This window comes from Nocardiopsis nanhaiensis (genome assembly GCF_054778635.1).
The window spans coordinates 1-26883 of record NZ_BAAGZJ010000033.1; the positions used below are offsets into that span (position 1 = coordinate 1).

At 70.2% G+C, this 26883-nt stretch carries 25 protein-coding genes and 1 riboswitch; of the genes, 13 read left to right on the top strand and 12 right to left on the bottom strand.

Going from position 1 to position 26883, the window contains the following annotated elements; genetic code table 11:
• The 3 genes from ACYVD1_RS17090 to ACYVD1_RS17100 all read right to left on the bottom strand — a co-directional run.
• A partial coding sequence (locus ACYVD1_RS17090) for a sensor histidine kinase (protein WP_460773444.1) occupies positions 1-885 on the bottom strand: 885 nt, incomplete at its 3' end.
• A gap of 39 nt (positions 886-924) precedes the next feature.
• Complete coding sequence (locus tag ACYVD1_RS17095; RefSeq protein ID WP_460773447.1) at positions 925-1794, bottom strand: helix-turn-helix domain-containing protein; 870 nt, start codon at positions 1792-1794, stop codon at positions 925-927.
• Positions 1791-2198, bottom strand: a complete 408-nt coding sequence (locus tag ACYVD1_RS17100; protein ID WP_460773450.1) for a hypothetical protein — start codon at positions 2196-2198, stop codon at positions 1791-1793. Before ACYVD1_RS17100 ends, ACYVD1_RS17095 begins: the two co-directional genes overlap by 4 nt.
• A 268-nt stretch (positions 2199-2466) precedes the next feature.
• Here ACYVD1_RS17100 and ACYVD1_RS17105 point away from each other — a divergent pair, with 268 nt between their 5' ends.
• Positions 2467-3693, top strand: coding sequence for a DUF418 domain-containing protein (locus ACYVD1_RS17105; protein ID WP_460773452.1), 1227 nt, complete (start codon positions 2467-2469; stop codon positions 3691-3693).
• A gap of 22 nt (positions 3694-3715) precedes the next feature.
• Here the strand turns inward: ACYVD1_RS17105 and ACYVD1_RS17110 are convergent, their stop codons facing one another.
• Together ACYVD1_RS17110 and ACYVD1_RS17115 are read right to left on the bottom strand one after the other, a co-directional pair.
• A complete protein-coding gene (locus tag ACYVD1_RS17110) occupies positions 3716-4000 on the bottom strand; it encodes a MoaD/ThiS family protein (RefSeq protein ID WP_460747786.1) in 285 nt (94 codons plus the stop codon).
• 1 nt (position 4001) lies between these two features.
• Positions 4002-5105, bottom strand: a complete 1104-nt coding sequence (locus tag ACYVD1_RS17115) for a WD40/YVTN/BNR-like repeat-containing protein (protein ID WP_460773455.1) — start codon at positions 5103-5105, stop codon at positions 4002-4004.
• A 487-nt stretch (positions 5106-5592) separates the two neighbouring features.
• Here ACYVD1_RS17115 and ACYVD1_RS17120 point away from each other — a divergent pair, with 487 nt between their 5' ends.
• Positions 5593-6186, top strand: a complete 594-nt coding sequence (locus ACYVD1_RS17120) for a TetR family transcriptional regulator (protein ID WP_460747784.1) — start codon at positions 5593-5595, stop codon at positions 6184-6186.
• Between the two features lie 60 nt (positions 6187-6246).
• Here the strand turns inward: ACYVD1_RS17120 and ACYVD1_RS17125 are convergent, their stop codons facing one another.
• Entirely contained in the window at positions 6247-7533 is a 1287-nt protein-coding gene (locus tag ACYVD1_RS17125; RefSeq protein ID WP_460773457.1) for an MFS transporter, read from the bottom strand.
• Between the two features lie 178 nt (positions 7534-7711).
• Between ACYVD1_RS17125 and ACYVD1_RS17130 the strand changes: the two genes are divergently transcribed.
• Entirely contained in the window at positions 7712-9958 is a 2247-nt protein-coding gene (locus ACYVD1_RS17130) for a hypothetical protein (protein WP_460773460.1), read from the top strand.
• A gap of 48 nt (positions 9959-10006) precedes the next feature.
• Here the strand turns inward: ACYVD1_RS17130 and ACYVD1_RS17135 are convergent, their stop codons facing one another.
• Positions 10007-10882 carry a hypothetical protein gene (locus tag ACYVD1_RS17135; RefSeq protein ID WP_460773463.1) on the bottom strand — a complete coding sequence of 292 codons (876 nt, stop codon included), beginning with the start codon at positions 10880-10882 and terminating at the stop codon, positions 10007-10009.
• Positions 10883-10931: 49 nt separating this feature from the next.
• Positions 10932-11471 carry a hypothetical protein gene (locus tag ACYVD1_RS17140; RefSeq protein WP_460773466.1) on the bottom strand — a complete coding sequence of 180 codons (540 nt, stop codon included), beginning with the start codon at positions 11469-11471 and terminating at the stop codon, positions 10932-10934.
• A 75-nt stretch (positions 11472-11546) separates the two neighbouring features.
• Between ACYVD1_RS17140 and ACYVD1_RS17145 the strand changes: the two genes are divergently transcribed.
• The 6 genes from ACYVD1_RS17145 (at position 11547) to ACYVD1_RS17170 (ending at position 18298) form a co-directional block, all read left to right on the top strand.
• The gene (locus tag ACYVD1_RS17145) at positions 11547-12056 is read left to right on the top strand and encodes a hypothetical protein (protein ID WP_460773469.1); all 510 of its coding nucleotides are present in this window, start codon (positions 11547-11549) and stop codon (positions 12054-12056) included.
• Between the two features lie 772 nt (positions 12057-12828).
• A riboswitch (adenosylcobalamin (AdoCbl) riboswitch) is annotated at positions 12829-12975 on the top strand.
• Positions 12974-14473, top strand: coding sequence for a CoA-acylating methylmalonate-semialdehyde dehydrogenase (locus ACYVD1_RS17150; protein WP_460773473.1), 1500 nt, complete (start codon positions 12974-12976; stop codon positions 14471-14473). Its footprint overlaps the riboswitch before it by 2 nt.
• Complete coding sequence (locus ACYVD1_RS17155; RefSeq protein WP_460773475.1) at positions 14470-15612, top strand: acyl-CoA dehydrogenase family protein; 1143 nt, start codon at positions 14470-14472, stop codon at positions 15610-15612. The genes ACYVD1_RS17150 and ACYVD1_RS17155 overlap by 4 nt, the downstream gene beginning before the upstream one ends.
• The gene (locus ACYVD1_RS17160; protein ID WP_460773477.1) at positions 15612-16754 is read left to right on the top strand and encodes an enoyl-CoA hydratase/isomerase family protein; all 1143 of its coding nucleotides are present in this window, start codon (positions 15612-15614) and stop codon (positions 16752-16754) included. The genes ACYVD1_RS17155 and ACYVD1_RS17160 overlap by 1 nt, the downstream gene beginning before the upstream one ends.
• Positions 16751-17692 carry a 3-hydroxyisobutyrate dehydrogenase gene (gene mmsB, locus ACYVD1_RS17165; protein ID WP_460773480.1) on the top strand — a complete coding sequence of 314 codons (942 nt, stop codon included), beginning with the start codon at positions 16751-16753 and terminating at the stop codon, positions 17690-17692. Before ACYVD1_RS17160 ends, mmsB begins: the two co-directional genes overlap by 4 nt.
• Before the next feature lie 165 nt (positions 17693-17857).
• On the top strand, positions 17858-18298 hold the full coding sequence (locus tag ACYVD1_RS17170) for a hypothetical protein (RefSeq protein ID WP_460773483.1): 441 nt from the start codon (positions 17858-17860) through the stop codon (positions 18296-18298).
• A gap of 133 nt (positions 18299-18431) precedes the next feature.
• On the opposite strand, the gene ACYVD1_RS17175 is transcribed toward ACYVD1_RS17170, so the two are convergent.
• Together ACYVD1_RS17175 and ACYVD1_RS17180 are read right to left on the bottom strand one after the other, a co-directional pair.
• A complete protein-coding gene (locus tag ACYVD1_RS17175; protein ID WP_460773486.1) occupies positions 18432-19607 on the bottom strand; it encodes a beta-1,3-glucanase family protein in 1176 nt (391 codons plus the stop codon).
• Between the two features lie 138 nt (positions 19608-19745).
• Positions 19746-20768: a methyltransferase gene (locus ACYVD1_RS17180; protein WP_460773489.1), complete on the bottom strand. Its 1023-nt coding sequence runs from the start codon at positions 20766-20768 to the stop codon at positions 19746-19748.
• A gap of 140 nt (positions 20769-20908) precedes the next feature.
• Here ACYVD1_RS17180 and ACYVD1_RS17185 point away from each other — a divergent pair, with 140 nt between their 5' ends.
• Complete coding sequence (locus ACYVD1_RS17185) at positions 20909-21667, top strand: dienelactone hydrolase family protein (protein WP_460773492.1); 759 nt, start codon at positions 20909-20911, stop codon at positions 21665-21667.
• A gap of 46 nt (positions 21668-21713) precedes the next feature.
• Here ACYVD1_RS17185 and ACYVD1_RS17190 read toward each other — a convergent pair whose 3' ends face one another.
• Positions 21714-22376 (bottom strand): class I SAM-dependent methyltransferase, encoded by a 663-nt coding sequence (locus ACYVD1_RS17190; RefSeq protein ID WP_460773494.1) that lies wholly within the window; start codon positions 22374-22376, stop codon positions 21714-21716.
• A gap of 165 nt (positions 22377-22541) precedes the next feature.
• Between ACYVD1_RS17190 and ACYVD1_RS17195 the strand changes: the two genes are divergently transcribed.
• A complete protein-coding gene (locus ACYVD1_RS17195) occupies positions 22542-23552 on the top strand; it encodes a lysostaphin resistance A-like protein (protein WP_460773498.1) in 1011 nt (336 codons plus the stop codon).
• Positions 23553-23628: 76 nt separating this feature from the next.
• On the opposite strand, the gene ACYVD1_RS17200 is transcribed toward ACYVD1_RS17195, so the two are convergent.
• Positions 23629-23838, bottom strand: a complete 210-nt coding sequence (locus tag ACYVD1_RS17200; RefSeq protein ID WP_460773501.1) for a hypothetical protein — start codon at positions 23836-23838, stop codon at positions 23629-23631.
• Positions 23839-23851: 13 nt separating this feature from the next.
• Between ACYVD1_RS17200 and ACYVD1_RS17205 the strand changes: the two genes are divergently transcribed.
• Together ACYVD1_RS17205 and ACYVD1_RS17210 are read left to right on the top strand one after the other, a co-directional pair.
• The gene (locus ACYVD1_RS17205; protein WP_460773504.1) at positions 23852-24022 is read left to right on the top strand and encodes a GNAT family N-acetyltransferase; all 171 of its coding nucleotides are present in this window, start codon (positions 23852-23854) and stop codon (positions 24020-24022) included.
• A gap of 591 nt (positions 24023-24613) precedes the next feature.
• On the top strand, positions 24614-25957 hold the full coding sequence (locus ACYVD1_RS17210; RefSeq protein WP_460773507.1) for an HNH endonuclease signature motif containing protein: 1344 nt from the start codon (positions 24614-24616) through the stop codon (positions 25955-25957).
• The last annotated feature ends 926 nt before the right edge of the window (positions 25958-26883 follow it).

Below are 26883 nucleotides of genomic sequence, written 5' to 3' on the forward strand. Positions count from 1 at the left end.
TGGCGTCCCCGGCCGCCCCGGGGCGGCCGGGGACGCCAGCGCCGCCAGCCCTTCCGCGGGCGTCGGCGCCAGCGGGGCCTCCCCGGGCTGCCGCAGCCGGGAGACCATGCCCCGCATCGACTCCAGGGCGCGGGTGCCCGACTCCTCGATCTCGGGCAGGGCGTCCCGGACCGCTCCGGGGTCCCGGTCGGCGATGTGCCGGAGGGCCTGCGCCTGCACCACGATCCCGGTCACCTCGTGGGCTACCACGTCGTGCAGGTCACGGGCGATGGCCAGGCGCTCCTCCGACCGGACCCGCTCCACGCGGGCGCCGCGTTCGGCCCGCCGCCAGCGCAGGTACAGCCCGGGTGCCAGGCCTGCCGCTACGACTGAAAGCGCGGTGGTCGGATCGAGGTTGAAGGGCTGGCGGAGGTAGTCGGAGCAGGCGGCGAGGAAGACCAGCACCGACACCACCGCGATGTGCCAGGCGCGGCAGCGCAGCGCGGTCAGCGCCAGAATGATGAGCAGGCCGAATGCCTCGGCCATCGTTATGGGGTAGCCGAACATCCCCTTGGGAAGCGGCCACAGCAGCGCGGACACCGTCATGACCGACAACGGCGCGGCGATCCCCGCGGCCAGGGTCGCCCGGGCTCCGGCCCAGGGCGGGCTGACCAGGATGACCAGGAGGACGCAGACCGCTCCGGAGACGCTCGCCGCGAAGTCCATCGGGGAGGTCGGCGGTCCGGGCCAGTCCTCGATACGGGGGATCTCCAGCACGGTTCGCAGGTCCAGTGACCACTGCAGGAGCACCACCGCCGACAGGGCCGCGGCGGCCAGGTACTGCAGCGCGAGGGACCTTCGTTCGATGGAGGCGAAGAGCCTGCTCAGCGCGGTCGTATGTGTCATGCGGCAAGGCTAGGCCGACATGTGCGGGCCGGGCATCGGTCAAAGGGCCGACCCGCGGAGCACCTCCGCGGTGGCCGGGTCGGCGGGGAGGAAGGTCTCGATGGCGAGCCCGGCGACCGTCACGTCTACGGCGGTGCCGAAGGTCGCGACGGTACTCAGGAAGGAGAGGTCCCCCTGGGAGGTCCGCAGCCGCAACGGCACGGCCAGCTCCGTCGGCTCCGGCGCGAGGTCGTCCCCCCGGGGATCCGGGGCAGGGTAGTCGGACAGCTCTCGGAGCAGAGCGCGCAGGTCGCCTTCGCCGGTCCATTCCGCTTCGCGCCGCAGCCGGTCCAGCAGATGCGCCCGCCAGCGGCCGAAGTTGAGCAAGCGGGGCGCCATGCCGTCGGGGTGAAGTGCCACCCGCAGGACATTGACCGGAGCGGTGAGGAGTTCCGCTGACACCCCTTCGAGGAGGAGCGGAACGGCGGCGTTGGCCTCGAGAAGGTTCCAGTCCGAGTCGAGCACCACGGCAGGATAGGGCTCGTGGCCGGTGAGGATCGCGCGGACGGTGGTGCGCAGCGACTCCAGGCCGGGGCCGTCCGGCGGGGCCTCAGGGAACTCGGGTGCGTACCCGGCGGCGAGCAGGAGCCGGTTGCGCTCCCGTAGGGGTACCTGGAGCGTCTCGCAGAGCCGGAGAACCATCTCCCGGCTCGGTTGGGACCGGCCGGTCTCCACGAAGCTCAGGTGCCGCGTGGAGATGTCGGCCTCCAGGGACAGGGCCAGCTGGCTGAACCGGCGCCTGCCCCGCCATTCGCGGAGCAGGTCACCGACCGGACGCGACCGTTGGCCCCCCGGCGCGGCGGGGCCCGGCCGCATCCCGTCCGGCCGAGTGCTGCCCGACCGTGCGCTGCCCGGTGGCGTGTTGGTCACGCGGCCCTCCTTGTGCTCCCTCGCAGGGTCAGGACCTCCGCGACGGTGATACCCGCGACCGCGACGGCCTGCGCCAGGACGAAGGCTACGCCCCAGGGGGAGGGCGCGAACAGGGCGACGACCGCGAACGAACCCAGGGTCCACAGAATGTTGACCGCCACCACCGTGTGCACCGAGCCGTGCCGGACGGTCGCGGTGGCAGACGTCCACCAGAGGAACGCCGCGAAGGCCAGCAGGAACAAGCCCGCGGCGACGAGCAGGGTTAGGGGCAGCCCCAGAACCGCGGACAGCGGGGCCGCGCCGGGCAGGAGCACCAGTCCGCAGACGGCGCAGGCCAGGGAGTCCAGACGCAGGGACAGGCGGAGCGGACGGTCGGTCGCGGGCGCGGAGAGTGTGCTGGCCATGAGAGCCTCCAAGACGCTGTCGGCCGTGGTCGGCCGGGTTAGGCACAACTGTCGCCCGGCAGGGGGAGCGGGGTCGATGACGTCGGAGGTAACGGCGGCGGCCCGAGAGGGCTGCTGGAGGGTCCGGGCCCGGCCGGGTGGGCAGGGCGAGGCAACGGGGATCGGCCGAAAGGCTGAACCGGGAGGGGAGGCGATTCGGCTGTTCGGGCGATGTGCGGGAGGGCGAGCGCTGGCCAAGCTTGGGGACTATCCACGAGGAGGACCCTTGATGAAAGCTGTAGACCCGTCCGCCACCGTGCCGTCCGAAGGGGCCGGACCGGCTGCTGCCTCCGCCGACGGCGGGGCCGCCGTGACCGCCGATGACCCCGCCAGGAGGGTCGCGTTCCTGGACGTGGCACGCGCAGTGGCGATGGTCGGCGTGGTCATGATGAACGCGCACACCATCGTCTTCGCCGCAGAACGGCTCGGCGAGCGCGACCAGAGCGCCGCGGCCTCGGCTGTGGACGCCGTGCTGGGCCTCCTGATGGCGGGGAAGGCGCGGGCCATGCTCATGGTGCTGCTCGGGGTCGGCGCCGCCCTCGCCTGGCGGGCGGCGGAACGGCGCGGAGGGAGGCCGATGGCCCTCATGCTGCGCCGTTACGCGGTCCTCGGCGTGCTGTTCGGGGTACCGCACCTGCTCGTGTTCCCCGGCGACATCCTCACCCACTACGCGCTCACCGCGCTGGTGCTCGCCCCGCTGATGCCGTTCCTACTGGGCGGGGCGGAGAGTGCGTTCTGGTTCGCGGTCGCCGCATTCTCGGCCGCGCCGCTCCTCGAGTACCTCGCGGGCACGGTAGGGTCGCGGACCGAAGGGGACGTCCTGGTCACCTTGGTGCCGCAGACCCTGGGTTTCTTCTGCGTCGGCCTGTGGCTCGCCCACCGGCCCGAACTCGCTCCGGAGGCTGCCGAGGGCCCTTCCCGGCTTCCGCTCCGGATGGTGTGGACCGGCCTGGTCGGTCAGGTGCTCGGCCTGGCCGTCCTCTACGGCTCCGACCTGCTCTTCCCCATGGAAACGGACGCCGTCGGCGCCCCCGTGCACCTCACCTCCGAGGGCATGCCGGTGGTCGCGCCGGGGGCCGAGGTGATGGTGTCCTTCTCGGGCACGCTGACCGGCCTGGGCGGCGCCCTGTTCTTCCTGGGGCTCGTGTGGTGGCTGGTCCGCCGGAACGGGCCGGCCTCCCGTGCACTGGGCGCCCTGGCTCCGCTGGGTCGCATGACGCTCAGCGTCTACCTCGGCAGTACTGCCGTGTTCCTGCTGACCATGAAGCCGTTCGAGGGGGAGATCCCGCTCATGGCGCAGTACGGGATCGGCGTCGCCTACTTCGTGCTGGTGTTCTTCCTCGCCCGCTGGTGGCTGCGCGCGTTCCGGCTGGGCCCGTTGGAGTGGGTGTGGCGGCGCCTCACCCACCTGCGCCCGATACCGATGCGGCGCGGTGAAGGCGTGCACGCGGCCTGACCGGTGCCGGTCGGGTCCGGGCCTATCCTCCCGCCACCGAGGGGAGCAGGCGTACATCGGCCCCGTCCCGGACGTGTGCGTCCAAGCCGCCGACGGCCCGGCACTCGTCCTCGTCCACGAACACGTTGACGTACCGGCGCAGCTGGCCGCGCTCGTCCCGGATCCGCCGGTCCAGACCCGGGTGCCGGGCGGCCAGCGTGTCCAGCACACCGCGCAGCGCGCTGTCATCGGGGACCTCCAGCGGTACGTGGGAGGCCCCGTCGGCGTCGGCCCGCAGCACGCTGGTCAGGTGTACGGTCACCCGCATCTCACACCTCCGCCGCTCGGACGCACAGCACGTCGGGCAGGTGCGCGGCTACCCGGTGCCAGCGCTCTCCGTCGTCGGTGGCGGCGTAAACGTCGCCCGAGCGCGTACCGAAGTAGAAACCGGGGACGTCCGCGCCGTCGGTGCAGGCACCGTCGCGCAGCACGATTCCGAAGTACGGCTCCTCCGGCAGGCCTTTGTTGACCGAACGCCAGGTCTTCCCCCCGTCGTCGGTGCGGTAGGCGCTCAGCCGGTGCCCCGGTGGGAAGTGCACTTCCTGGCTGACCACGGGGAAGTTGAGCGCGGACTCGGGCCGGTGCGGGTGTGCGACCACCGCGAAGCCGAAGTCGGTGGGCAGCCCTTCCTCGATCCGGCTCCACCCGTCGGCGGCCGGGGCGTCGCTGCGGTACACCCCGTGGTGGTTCTGCGCGTAGAACGAGCCGTCCGGGGCGGCCGCGACCTTGTGCACGCACTGGCCGTACTCGGGTTCCTCGTCCGGCAGGAAGCCCGCGGAGATGCCCCGGTTGGCCGGTGCCCAACTGGCCCCGCCGTCCCCGGTCTGGTAGACACCCCCCGTGGACATGGCCACGGTGATCGCCTCCGGCGACCGCTGGCCGGTACCGAGCGTTCCCGGCAGGACGGTGTGGATCGCCGCGCCCCCGGCCCCGGGGAACCAGTTGGTCCGGTGCGGGTGGTCCCACAGCGCCCGGACCAGTTCGAAGCTGGTGCCGCCGTCGGAGGACCGGAACAGGGCGTGCGGCTCCACCCCCGCGTAGACCGTGTCCGGGTCGGCCCCGAAGGCGAACTGCCAGGCACGGGCGAGCGAGGCGTCGGTGTCCTCGGGGAAGGCGATGGGTGCGGTCTCCGGTTCGGTCCAGGTCGCGCCGAGGTCGTCGCTGTGCCAGACGCTCGGTCCGAAGTGCCAGCTCTCCGTTCCGGCGAGCAGGCGCCTGGTGTGCGGGTTGATCCCGACGGAGTAGACGGGGCTCATCCCCGCATCGTTTTCTTCGTCGAGTCGGTGCGGACCGTGCACCTTCCACCCGCGCCGATCCTCGCTGTGGGCGGTGAACAGCCCCTTGCGTGTGCCTATGACCAGGATATATGCCATGACGAATCCCAAGTTGTGATGTGGGTCTCCACTGTGTCACAGGGGGGTGACATTCGGCAGGGCGCGCGCGGAAGGCTGCGGTGGGAGGCGGCGAGGGGTCCTCGCGGCCCGCGGGCACGGCTTTCGGATACCTCGGATAGCGAACAGTTAGGAACCTGAACGATTTGCTGGGAGTGCAAATTCGCCTCCCTCCGGAAATGGTGGGCCCGTTGGAGGGATAACTTCCGTGAGGAGGGAACTCTTTCCTGGCAAGGGTTCAGCGGTAAGGGGAAGGCGGTTGCGAGTACCAGACCTCTTTGCAATAAAATCCCGGGCCAACCGGTGTTTGCCCGAGGCTCCCCCAGGCCTCGGGTGCCGGATACAACCCGTCATCAAGCCCGGACGACTTCCCGCATCCTCGGCTTCTCGGTCCGTTTCAGGACCACCGTCCCTATGGTCGGTCCCGCGTGCCAAAGAGAACCGAGTTCCCACTCGATAGGGTCGCCTCATGCACCACCCCCCGGACACGCTCCACGCTCGCAAACGTCGTAAGGCGCGGGCCACGATCGTGTCGGCCGCCTTCCAACTCTTCGCCGAACACGGATTCGACAACGTCACTGTCGCCGCCATCGCCGAACGCGCCGAGGTCGGCCGCACCACGTTCTTCCGGTACTTCGGTGACAAACAACAGGTGTTGTTCGCCGACGACAGCGCGGAGGCGGACCGCATGTGCGCCTACGTGCGCGACAAGGCGGACCGGCCCCTGGGCGACGACCTCGGGGCGGCCCTCACCCTGCTGCGTGAGGCCAGCGCCGTCACCAGACCGTACGCCTCCCTGTCACCCGCTCACTCCGCAGTGCTCGTGCGGTTGCTCAAGGAGAGCGTCGACCTGAGATCGCGCTACCTGCTCACCCGGCAGCAGCGCGCGCTCCGGCTCGCCGCGGCGCTGACCGAGGCAGGGGCGACCGAGACCGTCGCGGTCCTGGCCGCCCACGCCGCGATGGCCTGTGAACTCAGCGCGATGCGCCTCGCGGAGAGCCCAGAGGCCTTCCCTGTCCGCATGGACGAGGCCCACGGGAAACTGCGAACCCTCGGGGCCTGAGAGGACACTCCCTCGGCAACTGAGGGCACCGCCGCACCGACGGTGCAGGGTCGGCGGGGGTCAGATGTCGTTCTCCCGCACTAGGCGGGTGAGCTGGCGGCCGAAGAACACCACCACCGTCAGGCTGACCGCGCTCACCAGGACGTAGGGGGCACGGAGGGCGTCCGTCTGCCCCAGCGCCGGCGCCAAGGACGACACCAGGACACCGCCGACCGCCATGCCCACGGCGCTCATACCGACGCTCACCGTGCGCATGGCGGCGTTCACCCGCCCGAGCAGGTGGTCCGGGGTGATGCGCTGGCGGATCGAGGTCATCGCGATCGCGTAGCCCAGCACCAGTCCGCCGGAGAGGAAATACACCCCGGCCACGACCGCGGTGAGCGGGAACAGCGCCACTACCAGGTACAGCAGTCCGCTGACGGCCAAGCAGAGCACCGGCAGGGTGCCGTGCGGCAGGACGGAGCGCAGCCAGGAGACCAGCTGCCCGCCCACGATGCCGCCGATCGCGGCGAAGGCCATGAGCAGGCCGAATCCGGCCGAGTCCAAGCCCAGGGTGTCGCGCACGAACAGGACCTGGGTGGAGAGCAGGGTCGCGTAGGCGGTGTTGATGAAGACCGCGATGACCGCCACGGCGCGCAGCAGGGGCTGGTTCCACAGGGCCCGCACGCCCTCGCCCACGTCTTCCCACACCCCTCGGAGCCCGCGCGGCGCCGCCGCATGGGCCTCGGGCGAGGACGCGGTTGTGGTGGGCGATGTCGCTCGGACCCTGAGCAGGGCCACCACAGACACCAGCAGCGCGGCGGTGTTGAACAGGAACGGCGCGAACAGGCTCAGAGCCAGAACGAAACCGCCCAGCGGACGACCGGCGAACTCCTGCGCCACGATCGCCCCGGACCGGATGTGCCCGTTGGCCCGCTCCAGACGCTCCTTGGGGACCAGCGCCGTCACCGTGGTCTCGGCGGCGGTGTCGTAACAGACCTCCAAAGCGCCGAACGCGAACGCGAAGGCCGCCAGCAGGGCGACCGAGTGCCAGCCGGAGAACACGACCAGAGCGAGGAGCAGCCACAGCAGCATACGCAGGGTGTTCGCGGAGACCATCAGCGTGAACCGGGGGACCCGGTCGATCAGCACCCCGACAGGCAGGGCGAGGAAGAGCCAGGGCAGCCGCCCGGCGGTCGCGACCGCCGCCACCAGGGCCGCGCTGTCGGGCGCGAGCGAGGACGCGAGCCAAGGCATGGCGATCATCGCCACGCCGTCGCTCAGGTTCGAGGCCAGGGAGGCGGACCAGAAGGCCCAGAACCGGCCACCGAGCGGCGCCGTCGATGCCCGGGTCGTGGAGTCGGACATGGGGGCAACACCGACCTTTCGCGCCCCGCGCCGGAACTACCGTCCGGTCCCGATCGGAGCACCGGAACGCCCAGCCAGGCTAAGCGGCGGCCGATGGCGGACCGTGACCGGCATAGGACAACCCGTTCCGACCTGCGGGGGTGGTCGGGAGCGCCGTTCTCGGCCAGGATGGGGCGCTGTGAGCGGCACACACAACACCTCCCACGGCGACAACCACGGCACCCAGGTCCAGATCGGCTCGGTGGCCGGCTCGGTGAGTATCCACCAGAGTGAGTCTCGAACGGTCCGGCTCCTTCCGCAGCGCGAGACCAGCGTCTTCCAGAACCGGGGCGAGGAGCTGGCCCTGCTCGACACCTTTCTCGAACGCGCGGAGGAGGGAACGGGGAGCTGGCTGTGGAGCATGGTCGGAGAGGCGGCGGTCGGCAAGACCACCCTCGCCCTCACGTGGATCATTCTCAACCGGAGCAGCTTCGGCCACGCCCAGATCGCCATGGCCTGCGGCGGCGACCCGGGTGAGGGGCGGGGCAGAGGCGTCGAGCAGATGTGCGACGAATACTTCCACGCGGCCGGTATCGATACCGACGCCCCGGGTTTCGACACCCTGGAGGGCAAGCTCAGCCTCTTCCGGCAGCACACCGAGGGCAGGCCCGTGGTCGTGTTGTTGGACGACGTCCGCTCGGCCGCGCAGGTCGAACCGTTCCTGTCCGACCTGCCCGGGACGCTGGTGATCACCACCAGCCGCGAACCGGTCCGAGGGCTGGGCATGCGGCGCCCGGCCGCGGTGCGGGTCGGGCCGCTGGAGGACGGGGCGGTCGCGGCGCTGTTCCACGACATCCTCGGTCCCGAGCGCTTCGCGGACGAGCCGGAGGCCTTCGAACAACTGGTACGCCGGTGCGCGGGGATCCCCCTGCTCGCCGGTCACTCCGCCGCCCTCCTGTGCGATGAGCCGGGCCGGTCCGCCGGGGAGCTGGTCGCACGTATGGAGGAGTGCGGCCGACTCGCCTACCTCGAGGAGGCCTCCGCGGTCTCCACCCGGCCCATCGCGGTCTTCGACGCGTTCTACCGGGAACTCGACGAGAACGCCGCCCTGCTGTACCGCGCACTGGGCCTGCACCCCACCCGTGACTTCGACCGATGGCTGGTCCGGTCCGTCTTCGGCCAGGACCCGGTCCGCGGTGACGAGGCGCTGGACCGCCTCCTGAGGCGCAGCCTGGTCAAGACCGACTGGGCAGGCCGGTACGTCATGGAGGACCTCACCTACGAGCACGCGACATGGGTCGCCACCACGAAGGGTTCACCGGAGGAACGCCGAAGCGCCCAGCAGGCATTCGCCGACTACTACCTGTACGGCTCCGTGGCGGCCGACACCGTCCGCACCCAGCGCTGGAAGCTCGGCCCCCTGTACGGCAAGGAAGCACCCTGTTCGGTGCCGGACTTCGCCGCCGCCGCGGAACAGGTCCGGCAGGACGACAGGCTTCCCGGCCGCCTCGAGCCCTGGTTGGCCCGGCGCCGTGAGATCCGTGAACGCAGCGCCGAGTTCGTGCCCGGCCGGATGGAACGCGACCCGATCCCCGACGAGTGGTTCGAGGCCAACCTGGACGCGATCATCGCCTGTGTGGAGCGCTCCGGCCGGGTGTGGGACGGGTGCCCGCCCGATCCCGGCTACGCCTGGCAGGTGGCCGAGGCAACCAACGGCTACTTCACCGCGCACGGCAGGACCGACGAGCGCGTGACCCTGCTCGCCTTGGCTGTCCGAGACGCCGAGGCCTGCGGGAACGCCGACGCCGTGGCCCGGATCCGGGGGCAGTGGGGCGAGGCGATGCTCGGGCGGGGCCGACTGGCCGAGGCCAGGCAGCAGCTCGAACTCTCCCTGGAGGCCGCTGAGACCGAGCGGGCCGACCCGAGAGGCAGGGGCGCGGCCCTGGAGTGGTTCGGCATCCTGGAACGCCGTGAGGGTCACCGGGAGGCCGCAGAACGTCGGCTCGAGGCGTCGTTCCCCTGCCTCGACCACACGCGCGCCCGGCCGTCGGCCCTCCACCACATGCACATGGGGGACGCCGCACTGCTGGGCGGGGATCAAGAGGCGGCCCTCGAACGCTACGCGGCCGCGCTCCGGCTGTTCCGCGAGCACGCTGAGGCGGAAGGGCCCGACCACGCCAACGAGGGCAAGCTGCTGGTGAACCAGGCCCGCATCCTCGCCGAGGAGCACCCCGGCCAGGCCGTCGCGCTGCTGGGGGAGGCCCTGGGCCGCTTCGTCGCGGCCAACCGTGCCTACCAGGTCGGCAAGGTCCTGGAGACCCTGGGCGACCTCGGAGACAGCCCAGGGGAGCGGTGGACCACGGCGGCCGAGGTGTACGAGCTCGTCGGCGCGGCCGGAGCCGCCAAGCGCCTTCGGGAGAAGCTCACCGGGCAGGAGCGGGCATAGCGTCGGGGCCGGGCATGTGGCTCCGGCCCCGGTATTGCTGGAATGGGGTCAGGCGAATAGTTCGTCGGTGGTCTTCACTTTGACGGCCTTGGTGAGCCAGGCATCGAGCTGGTCCGAGTCAGCGCATTCGTCGATACGCTTGCGTGCCTCCTCGTCAACCGTGATGGGGAGTGCCTCCAGGATACGGAGGAGCGCCTCGCGCTTGCCCTGCGCGAAACCTTCCTCACGGCCTTCCTCACGGCCCTGCCCCACGTACTTGCGGGCGAAGTCGCTCTGCCACTCGTAGGTACCGGTTGCCATGAGGTCCTCCCACATCTTGCGGGCCGACGCATTGAGCTTCGACTCGATGTAGTCATTATAAAGAAGTTGGGTGTGTTCGGGCAGCTTGTCCAGGGCGGCTTCGGCGGCCTTGAGCACAGGCAGGTGTGAGCCGTAAGCCGCTGCGGACAGCACGGCAAGCTCCGGAAGGGCCCTCGCCCGTTCGATGTCGTCGATGTAGGGGGTGTTACTCGGTCCTAGGACCGCTGGCCTGAGAACGGCACCTCCGTTCTCCATCTCGATGGGAGTGCGTGCCCACTGCTCGGTGTCGCTGTCCGGACAGACCACCATCAATCGAACGGGGCAACGTAGTTGCTCCCTGACAGTGGCGAGGTAAAGAGGCCAGGTGTAGGGCTTGTCATGGTCCTTGTCCTGTTGGACCTCCGAGATGATGGCCAGTAGCTTTCCGCCGTCGTCGTCGTAGAGAACGACCACGTTGTCTGACTTGAACGGCTTGGGCTTGAGCTTGGTGTGGTCACCGCAGCCGAGCTCCGCACGGGCGAAGTCGGGCACAGGGAAGCCAAGCGTGTCGCTGAGCATGAAGGGCACCAGGGACGGCCTGTTCTGGAGCAGCCGTACCTGAAGTTCGTGGTCGAATCCGGGCATGGCATGAAGCTACTGAGCGTGGTCGCGTGATGTCGGTGGAATCCGGAAATCAGTGGGTGTAGACCTCGAAGGGGACGGTGAGTGTGCGCTCCAGGGAGATCCGGATCCTCAGCGGGCTGCGGGCCGCGAGCGCCGCCGGGGTGGGAGGGTGGTCAGCCGTGATGAGGCGTTCGGCGAGGATGCACACGGCCAGGTGGTCGTCGTCGAGGGAGCTTTCGAAGCGGAGCCGGAAGAGCGCTCCTTCACGGGTACGCAGGCGGGCGCCCTCGGGGGAGTGCACGACGGTGAGCCTCGCGCCGGGCCTGTGGGCGAACACGGTGTCGGACCACAGTTCCTCGTCGGCGGGGAGGTTCCCCTCCGCGACGGTGAAGGCGTCGGCGGCCCCGGCGAGGCGGTGGTCGAGTTCGGCGTCGGACACGACCAGGATCCCCGGGCCGTCGGGGTTCGCGGCGGCGGGAACCCTGTGGACGGCGAGGGAGTCCTCCACCGGGGTGACGGCGACCCACAGGGAGGCGGTCCCGAGGCTCCGGACCCTCGGCGGCGGCACGGCGAGGAGCGCGGGGGCGCGCGCGGGCGGATCGACTCCCATGATCCGGTAGGCCTCGGCGCGGATGAGGTCGAGCGACTGCTCGGGCGCGGAGCTGATCCAGGATCGGGCGGTCTCGTGCGTGTGGTCGCGGAGCTTCTCCGCCTGGTGGAACTGGGGCGGGAACGGTGCGTGGGGGTCGAGGGGCTGGGCTGCTTCGTAGAGGCGGCCGAGCGCGGAGTCGGGGTCGACGGAGTCGCGGCCGCCGGGGGAGAGCAGGACCGGGCGACCGAGGGCGGCGGCGTAGACGCTGACGGAGCCGTGGTCGGAGAGGACGAGGTCGGCGGCGGTGACGGCGGCGCGCCAGCCCTCGTCGGGCGGGATCAGGAGGAGGCCGGAGCGGAGGGTTTCGTCGAACCACGCCTCGATCTGGCGCTCACTGTGCGAGGACCAGACATTGGGGTGCAGGACGAGCGCGAGGCGGTATTCATCGTACGGGAGTCGGGAGAGGAGCCGTGGTACGAGCGAGGGGTGGGACCCGAAAAGGGAATCGGTCTTCCAGGTGGAATTGACGGTGATGAGTTTCTGTCCGGGGCGCAGGCCGAGATCGTCGCGGTAGTTGAGCCGCCTCGGCGCGCTGGCGAGTAGCCGGTCGTAGCAGGGGTCGCCAGCGAGAAAGGCGAGGGGGAGCGCGTCGGGGCAGCCTTCGCGGAGCCGGTCGAACTGTTCGGTGTGTGAGAGCGCGATGGCGGAGGGAACCAGGCGCCCTTCGTGCTTGAGGGTCCCGTCGGAGAGTCCGAAGACTTCCTGCTTCCTGCTTCCTGCTTCCTGCTTCCTGCTTCCTGCTTCCTGCTTCCTGCTTCCTGCTTCCTGCTTCCTGCTTCCACCTCTTATTATATCCGTTGCCGTGGGGAATTCTCAGGATCGGGGAATTTATCTCGTGCAGATTATCGCCGAGGCTGGCGGTGACGACGAGGTCGAATTCCATTTCCCGTGCCTGGTCCCAGGGGAGGTGGCGGACACCGTTCTCCCGGATGTACTCCTGGACGCCGTTGGCGAAGACGGCACCGCTGGTCTGGGCGCAGTAGAGCTGGACGCGGGGGTCGTGGAGCGCCGGGAGGATGTCGGCGATGCGGGTGGCGGCGGTGACGCTGTGGATCACCAGGAGTACACGCAGTGTGGTGTCGACGGTTCGCCACTCGGGGGTCAGGGCGAGGACATGGTCGGTTGCGCGGGGCGGCTCCTTGGCGGTCACAAGTCGCAGAGCCTACTGGGGGTGTCGCCCCTCCGGCAAAGGGTCGGGTATGTCCGTTCGCTGCGGTGTCGCAGCTGGCGCTGTCCTCCGCAGTGTCCTTGGCCTTCGGCTCCGCGGTCGCGCGTGATCCAAGGCGTCCCGGGCCTAGATTTAGTAGGACGTCCAACTATATGGTGAGGTGGCCGCGGAGCGGGGAAGCTGGTGCGAATCCAGCACGGTCCCGCCACTGTGACCGGGGACAACACCGGGAGTCAGGCCACCGCTCGCGGCCAGGGAATTCGTGTGATCCACGAGGATGGAGTGAACACGCATGGTCAGCGAGCTGACGCATTTCGTGCATGGCAAGAACGTCCCGGGCCGGTCCGGTCGCTTCGGCGACGTCTACGACCCCAACACCGGCCGGGTGCAGGCGCGCGTCCCCCTGGCGGACCGGGCGGAGACCGAACAGGTCATCGCCGACGCCGAGGCAGCGCAGATCGACTGGGGCTCCTGGAGCCCCCAGCGCAGGGCCCGGGTCCTGCTGCGCTTCCTGCAGCTGGTCGAGCCGGAGCGGGAGTCCATCGCTCGGGCGCTGTCCGCCGAGCACGGCAAGACCGTCGCCGACGCGCACGGCGATCTCCAGCGGGGGCTGGAGGTGGTCGAGTTCGCCGCCGGTATCCCGCACCTGGCCAAGGGCGAGTTCTCCGACAACGCGGGCGCCGGGATCGACGTGCACTCCCTGCGCCAGCCCCTCGGTGTGGTCGCGGGCATCACCCCGTTCAACTTCCCGGCGATGATTCCGCTCTGGAAGGCCGCGCCCGCGCTGGCCTGCGGGAACGCCTTCATCCTCAAGCCCTCCGAACGCGACCCCTCGGTGCCGCTCCGGCTGGCCGAACTGTTCCTGGAGGCCGGACTGCCCCCGGGCGTGCTCAACGTCGTCAACGGCGGTAAGGAGACCGTGGACACCCTGCTCACCGACCCCCGCGTGGCCGCGGTGGGCTTCGTGGGCTCCACTCCGATCGCCGAGCACGTCTACTCCACCGCCACCGCGCACGGCAAGCGCGCCCAGTGCTTCGGCGGGGCCAAGAACCACATGGTCGTCATGCCCGACGCGGACCTCGACCAGGTCGCCGACGCCCTCATCGGCGCCGGATACGGTTCGGCTGGAGAACGCTGCATGGCCATCTCCGTCGCGGTTCCCGTGGGTGAGAAGACCGCGGACGCCTTAGTCGCCAAGCTCACCGAGCGCATCTCCGGCCTGACGGTCGGCACCTCCGACGACCCCGGCGCCGACTTCGGCCCGCTCGTGTCCAAGGGAGCCCTGGAGAAGGTCGACTCCTATGTGGGGCTGGGCGTCGAGGAGGGCGCCGAACTGGTGGTCGACGGCCGCGGCCACAAGGTCGCGGGCCACGAGGACGGTTTCTTCACCGGAGCCTCCCTCTTCGACCGCGTCACCCCGGACATGCGGATCTACCGTGAGGAGATCTTCGGCCCGGTGCTGTGCGTGGTGCGCGCCGCCGACTACGCGGAGGCCCTGCGCCTGCCCAGCGAGCACGAGTACGGCAACGGGGTCTCCATCTTCACCCGGGACGGCGACACCGCGCGCGACTTCTCACAGCGGGTCGAGACCGGCATGGTCGGCGTGAACGTGCCCATCCCGGTGCCCGTCGCCTACCACACCTTCGGCGGCTGGAAGCGCTCCGGATTCGGCGACCTCAACCAGCACGGGCCCGACTCCATCCGCTTCTACACCCGCACCAAGACCGTCACTTCGCGCTGGCCCTCCGGGGTCAAGGAGGGCGCGGAGTTCACTATCCCGGTTGTCCGGTGACCCCCGCGACCACGGACGAACAGCGCGCGCTGGCCGAGACCGCGCGCGGGTTCGCCGACGAACACCTCGCGCCCTTCGCCGTCGAGTGGGACCAGAACAAGCACTTCCCGGTCGACGTGCTCCGCAAGGCCGCCGGACTCGGCATGGGCGGCCTCTACGTCTCCGAGGGCTCCGGCGGCACGGGACTGACCCGGCACGACGGCGCCGTGGCCTTCGAGGCCCTGGCCACCGGCTGCCCGTCCGTCGCCGGCTACCTGTCCATCCACAACATGGTCGCCTGGATGGTGGACCGCTACGGCGACGACGCCCAGAAGGCCCGCTGGCTGCCCGGCCTGTGCTCCATGGAGACACTGGGCAGCTACTGCCTCACCGAACCGGGGGCCGGGTCCGACGCCGCCGCGCTCAGCACCCGCGCGGTCCGCGACGCCGACGACTACGTCCTGACCGGGTCCAAGCAGTTCATCTCCGGGGCGGGCGCCTCCGAGGTGTACGTGGTGATGGCCCGCACCGGCGGCGACGGCGCCGCGGGGATCTCCGCGTTCGTCGTCCACCGCGACGACCCCGGGGTCTCCTTCGGCGCAGACGAGGCCAAGATGGGCTGGAACGCCCAGCCCACACGCCAGGTCCTCATGGACGGGGTGCGCCTGACCGCCAACCGGCGCCTGGGCACGGAGGGCGACGGCTTCCGCATCGCGATGAACGGGCTCAACGGCGGCCGCCTCGGTATCGCCGCCTGCTCACTCGGCGGGGCCCTCGCTGCATTGGAGGCCACGACCTCCTACCTTTGCAGCAGGGAGGCCTTCGGCGCCCCGCTGATCAACGCCCAGGCGCTCCAGTTCCGGCTCGCGGAGATGGCCACCGAACTGGAGGCCGCCCGCTCCCTGCTGCGGCGGGCCGCCGCAGCCCTGGACGAGGGCGAACCCGAGGCCGCGCACCTGTGCGCCATGGCCAAGCGGTTCGCCACGGAAGCCGGATTCACCGTCGCCGACCAAGCCCTCCAACTGCACGGGGGGTACGGCTATTTGACGGAGTACGGCATTGAGAAGATCGTGCGCGACCTGAGGGTCCACCGAATCCTGGAAGGGACCAACGAGATCATGAGTCTGATCATCGCCCGCGGACTGACCGGGGCCGCCTGATGCCGAACGATGCCAGCGCCCCCAACGGGACCGCGGCGCCGCAGGACGACAAGGTCCTGTTCAGCGTCGGGAACGGGCTCGGGCACGCCACGCTCAACCGGCCTCGCGCCATCAACGCGCTCGACCACGACATGGTCCGCGCCCTCGACGACGCCCTGACCCGCTGGGAGAGGGATGACTCGGTCTCGGTGGTGCTGCTCGACGGCGCCGGAGACCGGGGCCTGTGCGCGGGCGGCGACATCCGCGCCATCAGGGCCAGCGCCGTGGACGGAGACAACCAGGCCGCTGACTTCTGGCGGGACGAGTACCACCTCAACGCCCGGATCGCCCGTTACGCAAAGCCCTACGTCGCCCTCATGGACGGCGTGGTCATGGGCGGCGGCGTCGGTGTGTCCGCGCACGGCGCAGTCCGCGTGGTCACCGAACGCTCTTCTGTGGGCCTGCCGGAGACCACCATCGGGTTCGTGCCCGACGTGGGCGGCACCTACCTGCTCTCGCGGGCGCCGGGCGAGACCGGGACCCACCTGGCGCTCACCGGCACCCCGATCGGTGCCGCGGACGCGCTCTACGCCGGCATGGCCGACCACTTCGTGCCCTCCGACCGGCTGGAGGACCTGGTCGCCGCGATCGCCAAGGCCGCACCGGAGGCCGACGTCGCCGGTGCGGTGGGCCGCTACGCCGAGATCGCCCCGGCCGGGAAGCTGGCAGACCAGCGTTCCTGGATCGACAGCTGCTACTCCTCCGACGACGCCGAGGAGATCGTGGCGCGGCTGCGCGCCCACGGCGACCCGGAGGCCGCCAAGGCCGCTGATCTGATCGAGAGCAAGTCGCCGACCTCGGTGAAGACCACCTTGGCGGCTCTGCGCCGCGCCCGCGGGCTCGGCTCCCTGGAGGAGGTCCTGGAGCAGGAGTACCGGGTCTCCTGCGCCGCGCTGGCCTGGCCGGACCTCGCGGAGGGTATCCGGGCCCAGGTCATCGACAAGGACCGCAGCCCGCAGTGGTCCCCGGCCACTCTCGCGGAGGTCACCGGCGCTGTCGTCGCCCGCGCCTTCGAAGCGGCGCCGGACGGGCCGGTCGGTCTCGCGGATCCGCCCGGCTCCGTGCGGTCCGACACGCAGTCCACCACCGGAGGCTCGCCATGACCGCGATCGCCTTTGTGGGCCTCGGCAACATGGGCGGTCCGATGGCCGCCAACCTGGCCGCCGCCGGACACTCCGTGACCGGGTTCGACCTGGTTCCCGAGGCCCTGGAACGGGTAGCCGGGTCCGGTGTGCTGGTGGCGGGCTCCGCAGCCGAGGCGGTGGCCGGCGCCGACGCCGTCGTCACCATGCTGCCGAGCGGCCGCCACCTGCTCGCCGCTTACCAGGGTGCCGACGGTACGGGCGGGGCGGACGGCGGGCTGCTGACCGCTGCCCGGACCGGCACGCTGTTCATCGACTGCTCAACGGTGGACGTGGCCGACGCACGCTCCGCCAACACGGCCGCCGTCGCCGCCGGACACCGGTCCGTGGACGCACCCGTCTCCGGGGGAGTCGCGGGTGCCGAGGGCGGGACGCTCACCTTCATGGTGGGTGCGGACGGGTCCGATTTCCCCTCGGCGGAGCCGCTGCTGAGCGCGATGGGAAGGAAGGTCGTGCACTGCGGCGGCCCGGGCGGCGGCCAGGCGGCCAAGATCTGCAACAACATGGTCCTGGGCGCGTCGATGCTGGCGGTGAGCGAGGCGTTCGTGCTGGGGGAGCGGCTGGGCCTGACCCACCAGGCGCTGTACGACGTGATGTCGACGGCCTCGGGGCAGTGCTGGTCGCTGACGTCCTACTGTCCGGTCCCGGGGCCGGTTCCCGCCAGCCCGGCCAATAACGGCTACAAGCCGGGGTTCGCGGCCTCTCTCATGGCCAAGGACCTGGGTCTGGCCGCAAACGCGCTCGAACAGACCGGTGTGGAGTCGCGGATCGGGAGCCGGGCGGCCGATATCTACCGGGCCTTCGCCGACGAACTGGACGGTGAGCGGGACTTCTCCGCGATCGTTGAGGCCGTCCGCGAGGGTTCCGAGAAGCCGGGGGATGTTCCCGGGACCGAGTGAGTTGGTAGTGGGGGTCAGGGCGGCCGGTGCCTGAACGTGACCCGGGCTCTTCGCTGTCGGTCGGGTCGGGCCGCGAGTGGACTGACAGGGACAGAACCGCGCGCCCGGGCCGGGCGTCTCACGGGTGTCGCGGTCGGTGCGGAAGGGGCCGGGTGTGGCAGTGAGGTGAGAGGAGCCCTCGTTTACCACAAGCCCGGCACGATCACCGCGATTCAGGTCATCCTGTGGATCAGAGCCGCCCTGGGAGCATTCATGTACCTCTTGGCGCTCGTCGGACTCGGTGTCCTGAGTGATCCCCAGTTCCGGAGTGAAATGGGCACGGCCTTGGGGCTCGCGGTCCTCCTCATACTGGTCGGCATCGGCCTCACGGTTTTCGAGGCCTACGTCGCGGCGACCATGGGCCGGGGCGGAGGGCGCACCCAGACGCTCGTGCGGGTGGTGGTGGGCATCGGCTTCGCGAGCCTGGTGCTCAACGTGATGCTGGATGACTGCAACTTCATCGGCCTGGTCATCATCATCGTCATCCTCGTGCTCAACGAGGGTGAGGCCGCCAGGCGCTGGTACAAGGAGACCGAGGCCCCGACCTCCTACCGGGGCCGCCATTAAGCGGAAGCCCTCGCTCCTCCTCACTGGGGGGGCGAGATCCTGCAGTAGTGGGCGCGCCCCGGGTGCCCCCGCTCCCATCCCGGTTCGGGGCTACCCGGGGCGCGCGCTTGTGGCGGCCTCCGTGCGGGGCCGGTCAGAAGGGGGTCAGGGTGATCTCCAGGCCGGAGGGTCCGTGGTCCTGGACGTAGGACGCGAAGTCCTCCACGTCGTCGAAGGCGAAGCCGTAGGCCTTGCCGTCCTCGGTGTGGTCGTGGAAGACCCCGGCGTAGCGGTTTGCGATGTCGGCCAGGTAGAACTCGGCCGGGTCGTTGGTGGGCTGGTCGGCGAAGTCCAGCAGGGTGGAGCGGTTGAGCGCGGCGCCGACGATCGCCGCGACCGGGCCGGTGATGCCGTCATTGGGAGCGTCCAGGGCGCCGTCGCAGAAGAACACGTCGCGCGTACTGGGCTTGGCGATCGGGGAGACCCCGCCGTCGAACAGCAGCTCGTCGCCCTCCACCCGGCCGGTAAAGGTCCCGGCGTTGGTGGTGACGGTCAGGTCGGTGCCCGCGTAGTGCGACCACACCTCGTCCACATAGGGGTCGTAGTAGTCGGTGGGGAAGATCCCGGCGTCGAGCCCGTGGCCGGGGGCGATGATCCGGTCGTCGAACACCAGCGATGAGAAGTCCGGGTCGGCGGCGACCGTCTCGAAGATCGCGTCGCGCCCGCCGGGCAGGAGGAAGCCGGTGCTCTGGTCGTCGTCACCGGTCAGCCGGATCCCGATCGGCACGCTGAACTGGTCCACCATCGTGGTGTTGCAGAACATGCCGTCCTCGTTGTGGGTGAACTCCACCGAGTCGTGCAGGACGTCGAAGCTGTCGTCGTCCTCGACCCAGCCCGAGGGGAGCTGGAGGGCGGGGTTGCCGTCGCCGTCCTCGACGATCCGGATCCCCAGCTTGCCGCCGAGGGCGAAGTAGATCCGGCCTGACATGTACGGGACCGTCCAGTCTTCGGGCAGGGAGCCCAGGGGGATCGAGTAGTCCGTGTACCCGTCGTCGGTGTTGTCGTCGACGCTGACCGGGTGGGGCGTGCCTTCGGCGTCGACCCAGCAGTGGACGTCGTCCACCAGGTCGGTGCCGACGATGTACAGGAGGACTTCGTCGTCGCCGAAGCGGCCGCTTTCGTTGGTCACGCTCACCGGGAGCGCTCCCACATTGGCCGTGCCGGAAACGGGGTTGGCGACCTGGGGCCTGGTGGCGCAACCGGCTGCGCCGAGCAGTGGGACCCCGGCGGCGAGCGAGACGCCGCCCAGGAAGAGCCTGCGGTTGATCATGTCGGTGTTGCTCCTCAGTAGCGGGTTGAAGAGATGCACCAATGGAGCCAGGAGACCGCACCCGCGTCAACGGGTCCGCAGGGGTGGTTTCGGTGGTGCCCGCGTTACCCGTGGTTATGGGGTTGCATGTGACCCATGTCACACTGGTCGGCCGACCGTGTATTCCAGGAGCCTGATCCCGTGTGATTCGTGGTCCCCGGCGAGACTCAGACCCGATTCCTCCGCCAGTGCCGTCAGTGCCGCGCTGTCCCGTTCCCGGCCGTTGAAGTACGCCAGCATCCGCACGTCGAGTTCGCTGATGCCCCTGCCGGCGTCGTACTCGGCGACCAGGACCGTGCCCTCCGGTCCGGCGGCCTCGGCGCAGCGGCGCAGGATGGCCCGGGCCGAGGCGTCGTCCCAGTCGTGCAGGATCCAGCACAGGAGGTACGCGTCCCCGTCCTCGGGCAGCGGGTCGAAGAAGCTGCCCTCGACCGCCGCGGCGCGGTCCGCCAGTCCGGCGCCCCGAAAGCTCTCCCGGGCCTCCGCCACCGGGCCGGACAGGTCCACGACGGTCCCGCTCGTGCTCGGGAAACGGTCCAGCAGCACGCGCAACAGCGAGCCGTCCCCGCCGCCCACGTCCACGATGTGGTCCAGCGCCTCCCACTCGTACATCCGGGCCAGCACTCGGGCCTGCGTCGTCATACGCGAGCCCATGATCCCGCTGAACGAGGCGGACAGGGCCGGGTCGGCGGACAGGTCGTCCCAGAAGCCCGAGCCCTCGAAGTGCAGCCCGTACGCGGTCTCGCCGGTGCGCAGTGCTTCGGTCAGCTGCGCCAGACACAGGTCGGCCCGCCCGTGGGCGCTGTCCGCGGCGAACCAGTCCAGCCGCGAGTACGGGTGGTCCGAACGCAGCGCGGCACCGGTCTCCGTGAGCGCGAAGCGGTCCCCGTCCCGGGTGAACAGCCCTTCGTTCACCAGGTGCCGCATCACCCGGGCCAGCGCCTCGGGCCGGACGTCCACCGCGAGGCCGAGCTCCTCGGCGGTGTGCGGCCCTTCGGCGAGCTGGTCGGCCACCCGCAGGGTCGCCACCGCACGGATCGCCATCGGCGTGACCAGGCTGGCCTTGCCCCACAGCCGCCCCGCGGCCTCCAGCTCCTCCTCCGAACCCTGGTCCCCGCTCATCGAACCCTCTCTCCGCTGTCCCGGTCGGCCCGGTTTTCCCATCGCTGACGGATGTACCCCGTAACCCCCTTCCCAAGAGCGGCAGGGTGTCTAGAGTCAGGGGAAGCGTGGACCCGGGGGCGGGACATCAGGAGGCAGCCATGCCCGAGATCGACCTCAGCGACCTGACCCGGGGCGGTGACGGTTCACCGGGTCTTCGGGCCTACCTGGCCCGCCCCGAGGGGGAGGGTCCGTGGCCCGGGGTGGTGGTGGCGCACGAGGCCTTCGGGGTCGATCAGGAGATGCGCCGCCACGCCGACCGCATGGCCCGCGCCGGGTACCTCACCGTCGTCCCCGACCTCTACAGCGAGGGTGGAATGCTGCGCTGCGTCCGCGGGGTCATGCGCGCCCTCAGCGCCGGGCACGGCCGGGCCTTCACGGACCTGCTCGCCGGTCGGGAGTGGTTGCGCGCCCAGGACGACTGCACCGGGAAGGTGGGTGTCATCGGCTTCTGCCTCGGCGGCGGCTTCGCGATCGCCGCCGCCCCCGACTTCGACGTCTCCGCCCCCAACTACGGCTTCCTCCCCAAGGACATCCGGGCGGTCGCGGCCCGCTCCTGCCCGGTGGTGGCCAGCTACGGCGCCAAGGACCGGCAGCTGAGCGGTGCCGCCAACCGGCTGCGCGGCGCCCTCTACGACGCGGGGGTGCGCAACGACGTGAAGGAGTACCTCGACGCAGGGCACTCCTTCCTCAACGAGGAGCCCAACGGCCCGAAACCCCTGCGCGTGGTCCTGCGCGCGATGGGCACCGGTCCGCACCCGGAGTCCGCGGCGGATGCTTGGAAGCGGATCGAGGCCTTCTTCGCCGAGCACCTGGGAGAGCCGTACAAGGGCAAGCACGAATCCCCACGCGAGTCCTGAAGTGCGGGCGGGCAGACCGCGCCGACCGCGTGTACCGGTCAGGCGACTACCCGCTCTCTACGTTGTGGCGCGCCGGTGCGCACACCAGCAGGTGGCCCCGGCGGTACCGTTCCGCTGCGCCCGGTTCGCGCAGCATCCGGCCGACCTCCACGAACCCGGCTTCGCCGAGTAGCCCCGCGAGTTCGTCCACCGGCCACCGGTAGGCCGTCGCCACGGCGTGGTCGAAGGCCGTGGCCGGCTCGCCCTCCGACTCGAAGAAGGCGAGCAGGAGGTGGCCGCCGGGAGCGAGCACCCGCCGGAACTCGGCGAGGTGAGCTGGCAGGTCCGGAGGCGGGGTGTGGATGACCGAGTACCAGGACACGATGCCGTCCAGCCCGCCGTCGGCCAGGTCCAGGGCGTCCATGGAGCCGACCTCGAACCGCAGATCCGGGTAGGACTCGCGGGCGAGGTCGATCATCACCGGCGAAAGGTCGACACCGAAGACGTCCAGGCCCAGTGCCCGCAGATGCGCGGCCACGCGTCCTGGGCCGCATCCCAGATCAGCGACGGGCCCGGTGCCGGTGTCCCGCACGATCTCGGCGAACGCGGCGAGCACGGCGCGGTCCAAGGGAAGGGTGTCGAGCTCGTCGCGGGCGAACTCCGCGTACCGGGCGGCCACGGCATCGTAGGCGTGCGCTGTTGCGTCGGGATGAGAGGAGGGTTCGGTCACGGGTGAAGACTCTCATGCTCCGATTCTCGCCTTGGCCACTCACCTGGCTTCCCTGCCCGGCCCGGGCCGCGGAGGGGCACCTCATGGGCGTCCTGAGGTTGACCGCAGGTGGTCCGGAGGGCTGGCCGCATACCGGTCGAAGGCCACGCTTCCTAGCGTCTAAGGATGAGCTCCCCACCAGTGAACACCGGTCCCGGACGCGGCGCACTGCCCCTCCGGGAGATCTCGATCTTCGTCCTGGTCGTCTACGGGCTGGCCTGGCTCGTCTTCACCCCGCTCCTGCTGAACGGCACCTCGCCGACCGACCCGGCGTTCGCCGTCGCATCCCAGGTCTACATGTTCACCCCGGCGGTCGCCGCGCTCCTGGTGACCTTCTTCCTTTGGCGTCCGGCGAACGCGTGGCGGGCCTTGGGGCTGACCCCGCTGCGCCCGGTACGCCGGGTCGGCGGGTACACGCTGTCCGCCTTCGCGCTGTTCGCTCTCCTACCCGGGGTGAGCCTGCTGGTGGCGGTCGCGGCCGGGGCCGTGCGGCTCGACCTCGAGCACTTCTCCGGGCTCCGCGAGGTGCTGGCCGAACGGGCCCCGGAGGCCGCGGCCGCGATGCCGGAGACCGGGTTCCCCTTGGAGGTCTACCTCGCGGTCCTGGGCGGGGTCGTGCTCGCGTCTCCGCTGGTCCTGCTGATGTGCTTCGGCGAGGAGCTCGGCTGGCGGGGTTACCTGCTGCCGCGCCTGATGCCGCTGGGCGTGTGGCCCGCGCTACTGGCCAGCGGGGTGATCCACGGCCTGTGGCACAGCACCCAACTATTCATCCACAGCACTGTGGGCAGCTTCGGGATCGCGGAGAACCTGTCGTTCCTCGCCTCCGTCGTCCTGATCGGGCTCATCCTGGGCTGGCTGCGGCTGGCCTCCCGGTCGGTGTGGCCCGCCGTGGTCGGGCACGGGGTCAACAACGCCTTCCTGCCGGTCATCTCGCTCACCCTGATGCACGCCGACGGTCCGAGCGCCCCCTGGCTGTTTCCCGGAGGCAACGGCGGGCTGATCGGCTTGGCGGTCATGGCCGCGGCTGCTCTCGCGGTCACCCTGCTGGTGGCTCGGGGGAGTGGTGTGGTCGGTTCCGGACCGGTCAGGGCCGGTGCGGCGTCCAGCGGCACCGAACGGCGCTCGCGGCCGGTGTAGCTGCTTAACGGGCGGATGAGCACGTTGGCTTCCTGCTGCTCCAGGATGTGCGCGGTCCAGCCGGTGTTCCGGGCCGTCACGAACAGCGGGGTGAACGTCGGGACCCCGAACCCCACCAGGTGGTGGGCCGGTCCGCCGCGTTGTCGACGATCCGGTTCCCGAGCATCTCCACTACGTCGGGCTCCACCGGGACCCCGACGGTCGCCACGGAGGCGATCCGGTGAGTCAGCTGCTCTTCCCTTGCGGGCTTCTCGGAGCTCCGGAGGACCGGGACGCGGTACTGCACCAGGTCCCACCGGTTGCAGGTCGAGACTCTGGCGGACAACGCCGCGATGCTCAGCGCCGCCGAGCGCAACGGCTTCGTCCGCGAGGGCATGCTCCGCTCGTCGGCCTGGGCCCTGGGCGAGTTCATGGATGAGGTCCTGCTCGGACTTCTCGCCGACGAGTGGAAGCCGGTCCTGGCAAGCTAGGCCGTTGCTGTTGCTGTCCGACGACATCACAGAAGTCGGCCGGTGGGTGGATTGTGCGCGGCGATGCGGCCGCATATAGCAATGCGGTCACGGACTCGCCCGATGGGCGGTACCTGTGGGTTGGGGTTTCTTTCCGGTGCGGGTTTCCCCGTTTCCTGCCGCCCGATGGTGGCCGTCTCCGCTGCGCGCCTCAAGGTCGTCGCCATCGAGCGCTTCGCGCGTCAACGGCGCTCCACCTTGACCCGCTCCGCTGCGACGGCGGGTTGGCGGCTATCAGGAAACGGGGGAGGTGTGGTCGGGGTAGCGGTGGCCCCTTCGGGGCCCGGAGGGCCCAACGGCACAAGCACGGCCTGACGGCCGTCAACCGCCACTCCACCGGAGCGACGACGGGTCGGGTGTCGCGGCCGGTGATGGCGTGCGGCGAAAAAGGCACACAGAAACCTGGAATTCCAGGTGGACATAAACACCACACCAGGTGGCCTGAATTGGGGGCTAGAAGAAAGCCAGGGGGCACCCCTGGAGAAAGTCATGAATTCAGTTCGGGCCAGCGGAAGTCTTCCATTCTCCGACCTTTTCTCTTACAATGGAAGAATGGTGATCTCTCCTGAAGCACCCACCACCACCGGGCACACCCCGGTGGATACCGCGGTGGCCGCTGCCCGGGACGAGACCACCGCCTTCTTTAACCGGGACGTGCCCCTGGGAGCGGCGGGTGAGGTGCTGGACCAGGCCACCCGGGTGTGGGAACACCTCGACCAGATCAAAGTCAGTATGGCCGCCCGGCTGGCCCAGCTGGAGGCCACCGGGCAGCTGTTGGAACAGGGCGGGCAGAAGAGCCTGCAGGCGTGGCTGCGCCACGCCTTCGGCATTCCTGCCGCCCAGGCCAACGACCTGGCCCTGATCGGGCGGGCCCAATTCCGCCAGGACATGGCCCCCACCCTTCAGGCGCTGCACTCCGGGGTGCTGTCGGTGGGTGAGGCCGCCGCCGTCATCAAGGGCGCCGACGCCGGGGTGGAGAAAAGGCAGAAGGGCGACCACCCCGATGCGGAGCTGTTCCGCGCAAAAATGGAATGCGGCATCCTGGACTTCAAAGAGTCGCGCCCCAACATGTCGGTGGGCCAGATCACCCGTTTCGCCCACCAGCTGTGCCTGAGCCTGAACCCGGGCAAGGTGGAGGCCGACCACGCGGCCGCCCACGCCGCCCGGGGTGCCCAGCTGGTCACCACCTTCGACCAAACGTTCCTGCTGCAGATGTGGGGCTTGCCCGCTGATGCTTTGAAGGTTCAGGTGGCCTTGGACAACTTCCAGGTGCCCTTCCACCCCGAGGACGGGCTGTCCAAGTACGAGCGCACCTACGACGCGCTGATGGCCGCGTTGGGGTTCGCCCAGTCCCACCAGGGGTGCCAGACCCCGAGCACGGCGACGGCGTTGATCAACATCACCGTGCCCGCCACGTCCCTGGCCGGGGACGAGACCGCCGAGGACTCCGCTCCGGCGACGACCGACACCGGGCAGGTGGTGCCGATCTCCGTGGTGCGTGAACTCCTGGGTGAGAGCTGGGTGCGCCGCCTGGTGGTGGAGCAGAAGAGCGGGCAGGTGTTGGACGTGGGCCGCTCGTGCCGGTTGGCTCCGCCCAAGATCCGGGCGGCCGCTTTCCACGGCCACACCAGCTGTGCTTGGCAGTACGGGTGCGATGTGCCGCTGCCCTGGACGCAGGCTGATCACATCGTGGAGTTCTGGCAGGGCGGCACCACCAGTGCCGCTAACATCCAGCCGTTGTGTGCGACCCATAACCAGATCAAGCACCGGTGGGCGGTGCGCACCGACCGCCGGATGTGGTCGGGCCGCACCCGAGGCCGCACCGGAAACCGGGATGGGGATGGGGACGCGGATGCGGGTGGGGATGGGGACCCAGCCCCAGCACCGCACTCGTAACCATCCACCCCCGCCCCCAATCACCGCGCTTGCGCCGGGTCTCTACCCCCCGCACGCCCAGGCCCCGACCCGGCCCCTGGCCCCGCCCTGCCTTCGGGGTGCCGTTCCCGGCCCTCGACCCCCGCCATCCCGGGGGGTGAGCCCTGGTCCTAGAGTCACGCTCGCCCCTGTTTTTGCCTCCAACAGGGGGGTTCACCCACGCCCAGGTTCCGACCGGCCCCCAGACACCAGCCCCCACCCACCGGCCGGGGGTTCGCCACACACCATGACCAGCCGCGACACCCAACCCGGCAACGCTCCGGCGCAGAGGCAGGCATCGGCCCCCAGGCCGAGGGGTTCGCCACGCACCATGACCGGCCGCGACACCCAACCCGGCAACGCTCCGGGGGAGTGGCGATTGACGGCCGCCAGGCCGTGCTTGTGCAGTTGGGCCCTCCGGGCCCAACGGGCCCATCGCTACCCCGACCACACGTCCCCCGTTTCCTGATAGCCGCCAACCCGCCGTCGCAGCGAAGCGGGTCAAGGTGGAGCGCCACTGGCGCGCGAAGCGCTCGATGGCGACGACCTTGAGGCGCGCAGCGGAGACGGCCACCATCAAGCGGCAGGAAACGGGGAAACCCGCACCGGAAAGAAACCCCAACCCACAGATGTCCCCCGAAACGAAGCACGATCAGCCCTTCCTACATCCCGATTTCCTCTGGCGCCAACGTGGACGCTGCCCTGAAGTAGGTCGGCTTCGATCACGTCCGGACCAGAGGCGATCATGCAAAGCTCAGGAAGGGCTCACAGGTAGTGATCGTGCCTCTGTACAAGGAGCTCAAACGCCGGACGATGGCGTCGACCTCAAGCAGGCCGGGCTGGCCCCGGACGATCTCCGCTAACTTCCCTGAGTGCTTACCGAGCGGACCACCCTCCTGAACTCCCTC

Bases quoted from the DNA above. Each gene is read 5' to 3' on its own strand.
- ACYVD1_RS17120 (WP_460747784.1), top strand. From the start codon at position 5,593: ATGCACCACCCCCCGGACACGCTCCACGCTCGCAAACGTCGTAAGGCG.
- ACYVD1_RS17105 (WP_460773452.1), top strand. From the start codon at position 2,467: ATGAAAGCTGTAGACCCGTCCGCCACCGTGCCGTCCGAAGGGGCCGGA.
- ACYVD1_RS17140 (WP_460773466.1), bottom strand. From the start codon at position 11,471: ATGGGAGTCGATCCGCCCGCGCGCGCCCCCGCGCTCCTCGCCGTGCCG.
- ACYVD1_RS17175 (WP_460773486.1), bottom strand. From the start codon at position 19,607: ATGATCAACCGCAGGCTCTTCCTGGGCGGCGTCTCGCTCGCCGCCGGG.
- ACYVD1_RS17160 (WP_460773477.1), top strand. From the start codon at position 15,612: ATGCCGAACGATGCCAGCGCCCCCAACGGGACCGCGGCGCCGCAGGAC.
- ACYVD1_RS17110 (WP_460747786.1), bottom strand. From the start codon at position 4,000: ATGCGGGTGACCGTACACCTGACCAGCGTGCTGCGGGCCGACGCCGAC.
- mmsB (WP_460773480.1), top strand. From the start codon at position 16,751: ATGACCGCGATCGCCTTTGTGGGCCTCGGCAACATGGGCGGTCCGATG.
- ACYVD1_RS17210 (WP_460773507.1), top strand. From the start codon at position 24,614: ATGGTGATCTCTCCTGAAGCACCCACCACCACCGGGCACACCCCGGTG.
- ACYVD1_RS17195 (WP_460773498.1), top strand. From the start codon at position 22,542: ATGAGCTCCCCACCAGTGAACACCGGTCCCGGACGCGGCGCACTGCCC.
- ACYVD1_RS17115 (WP_460773455.1), bottom strand. From the start codon at position 5,105: ATGGCATATATCCTGGTCATAGGCACACGCAAGGGGCTGTTCACCGCC.
- ACYVD1_RS17185 (WP_460773492.1), top strand. From the start codon at position 20,909: ATGCCCGAGATCGACCTCAGCGACCTGACCCGGGGCGGTGACGGTTCA.
- ACYVD1_RS17100 (WP_460773450.1), bottom strand. From the start codon at position 2,198: ATGGCCAGCACACTCTCCGCGCCCGCGACCGACCGTCCGCTCCGCCTG.
- ACYVD1_RS17135 (WP_460773463.1), bottom strand. From the start codon at position 10,882: ATGCCCGGATTCGACCACGAACTTCAGGTACGGCTGCTCCAGAACAGG.
- ACYVD1_RS17180 (WP_460773489.1), bottom strand. From the start codon at position 20,768: ATGAGCGGGGACCAGGGTTCGGAGGAGGAGCTGGAGGCCGCGGGGCGG.
- ACYVD1_RS17125 (WP_460773457.1), bottom strand. From the start codon at position 7,533: ATGTCCGACTCCACGACCCGGGCATCGACGGCGCCGCTCGGTGGCCGG.
- ACYVD1_RS17150 (WP_460773473.1), top strand. From the start codon at position 12,974: ATGGTCAGCGAGCTGACGCATTTCGTGCATGGCAAGAACGTCCCGGGC.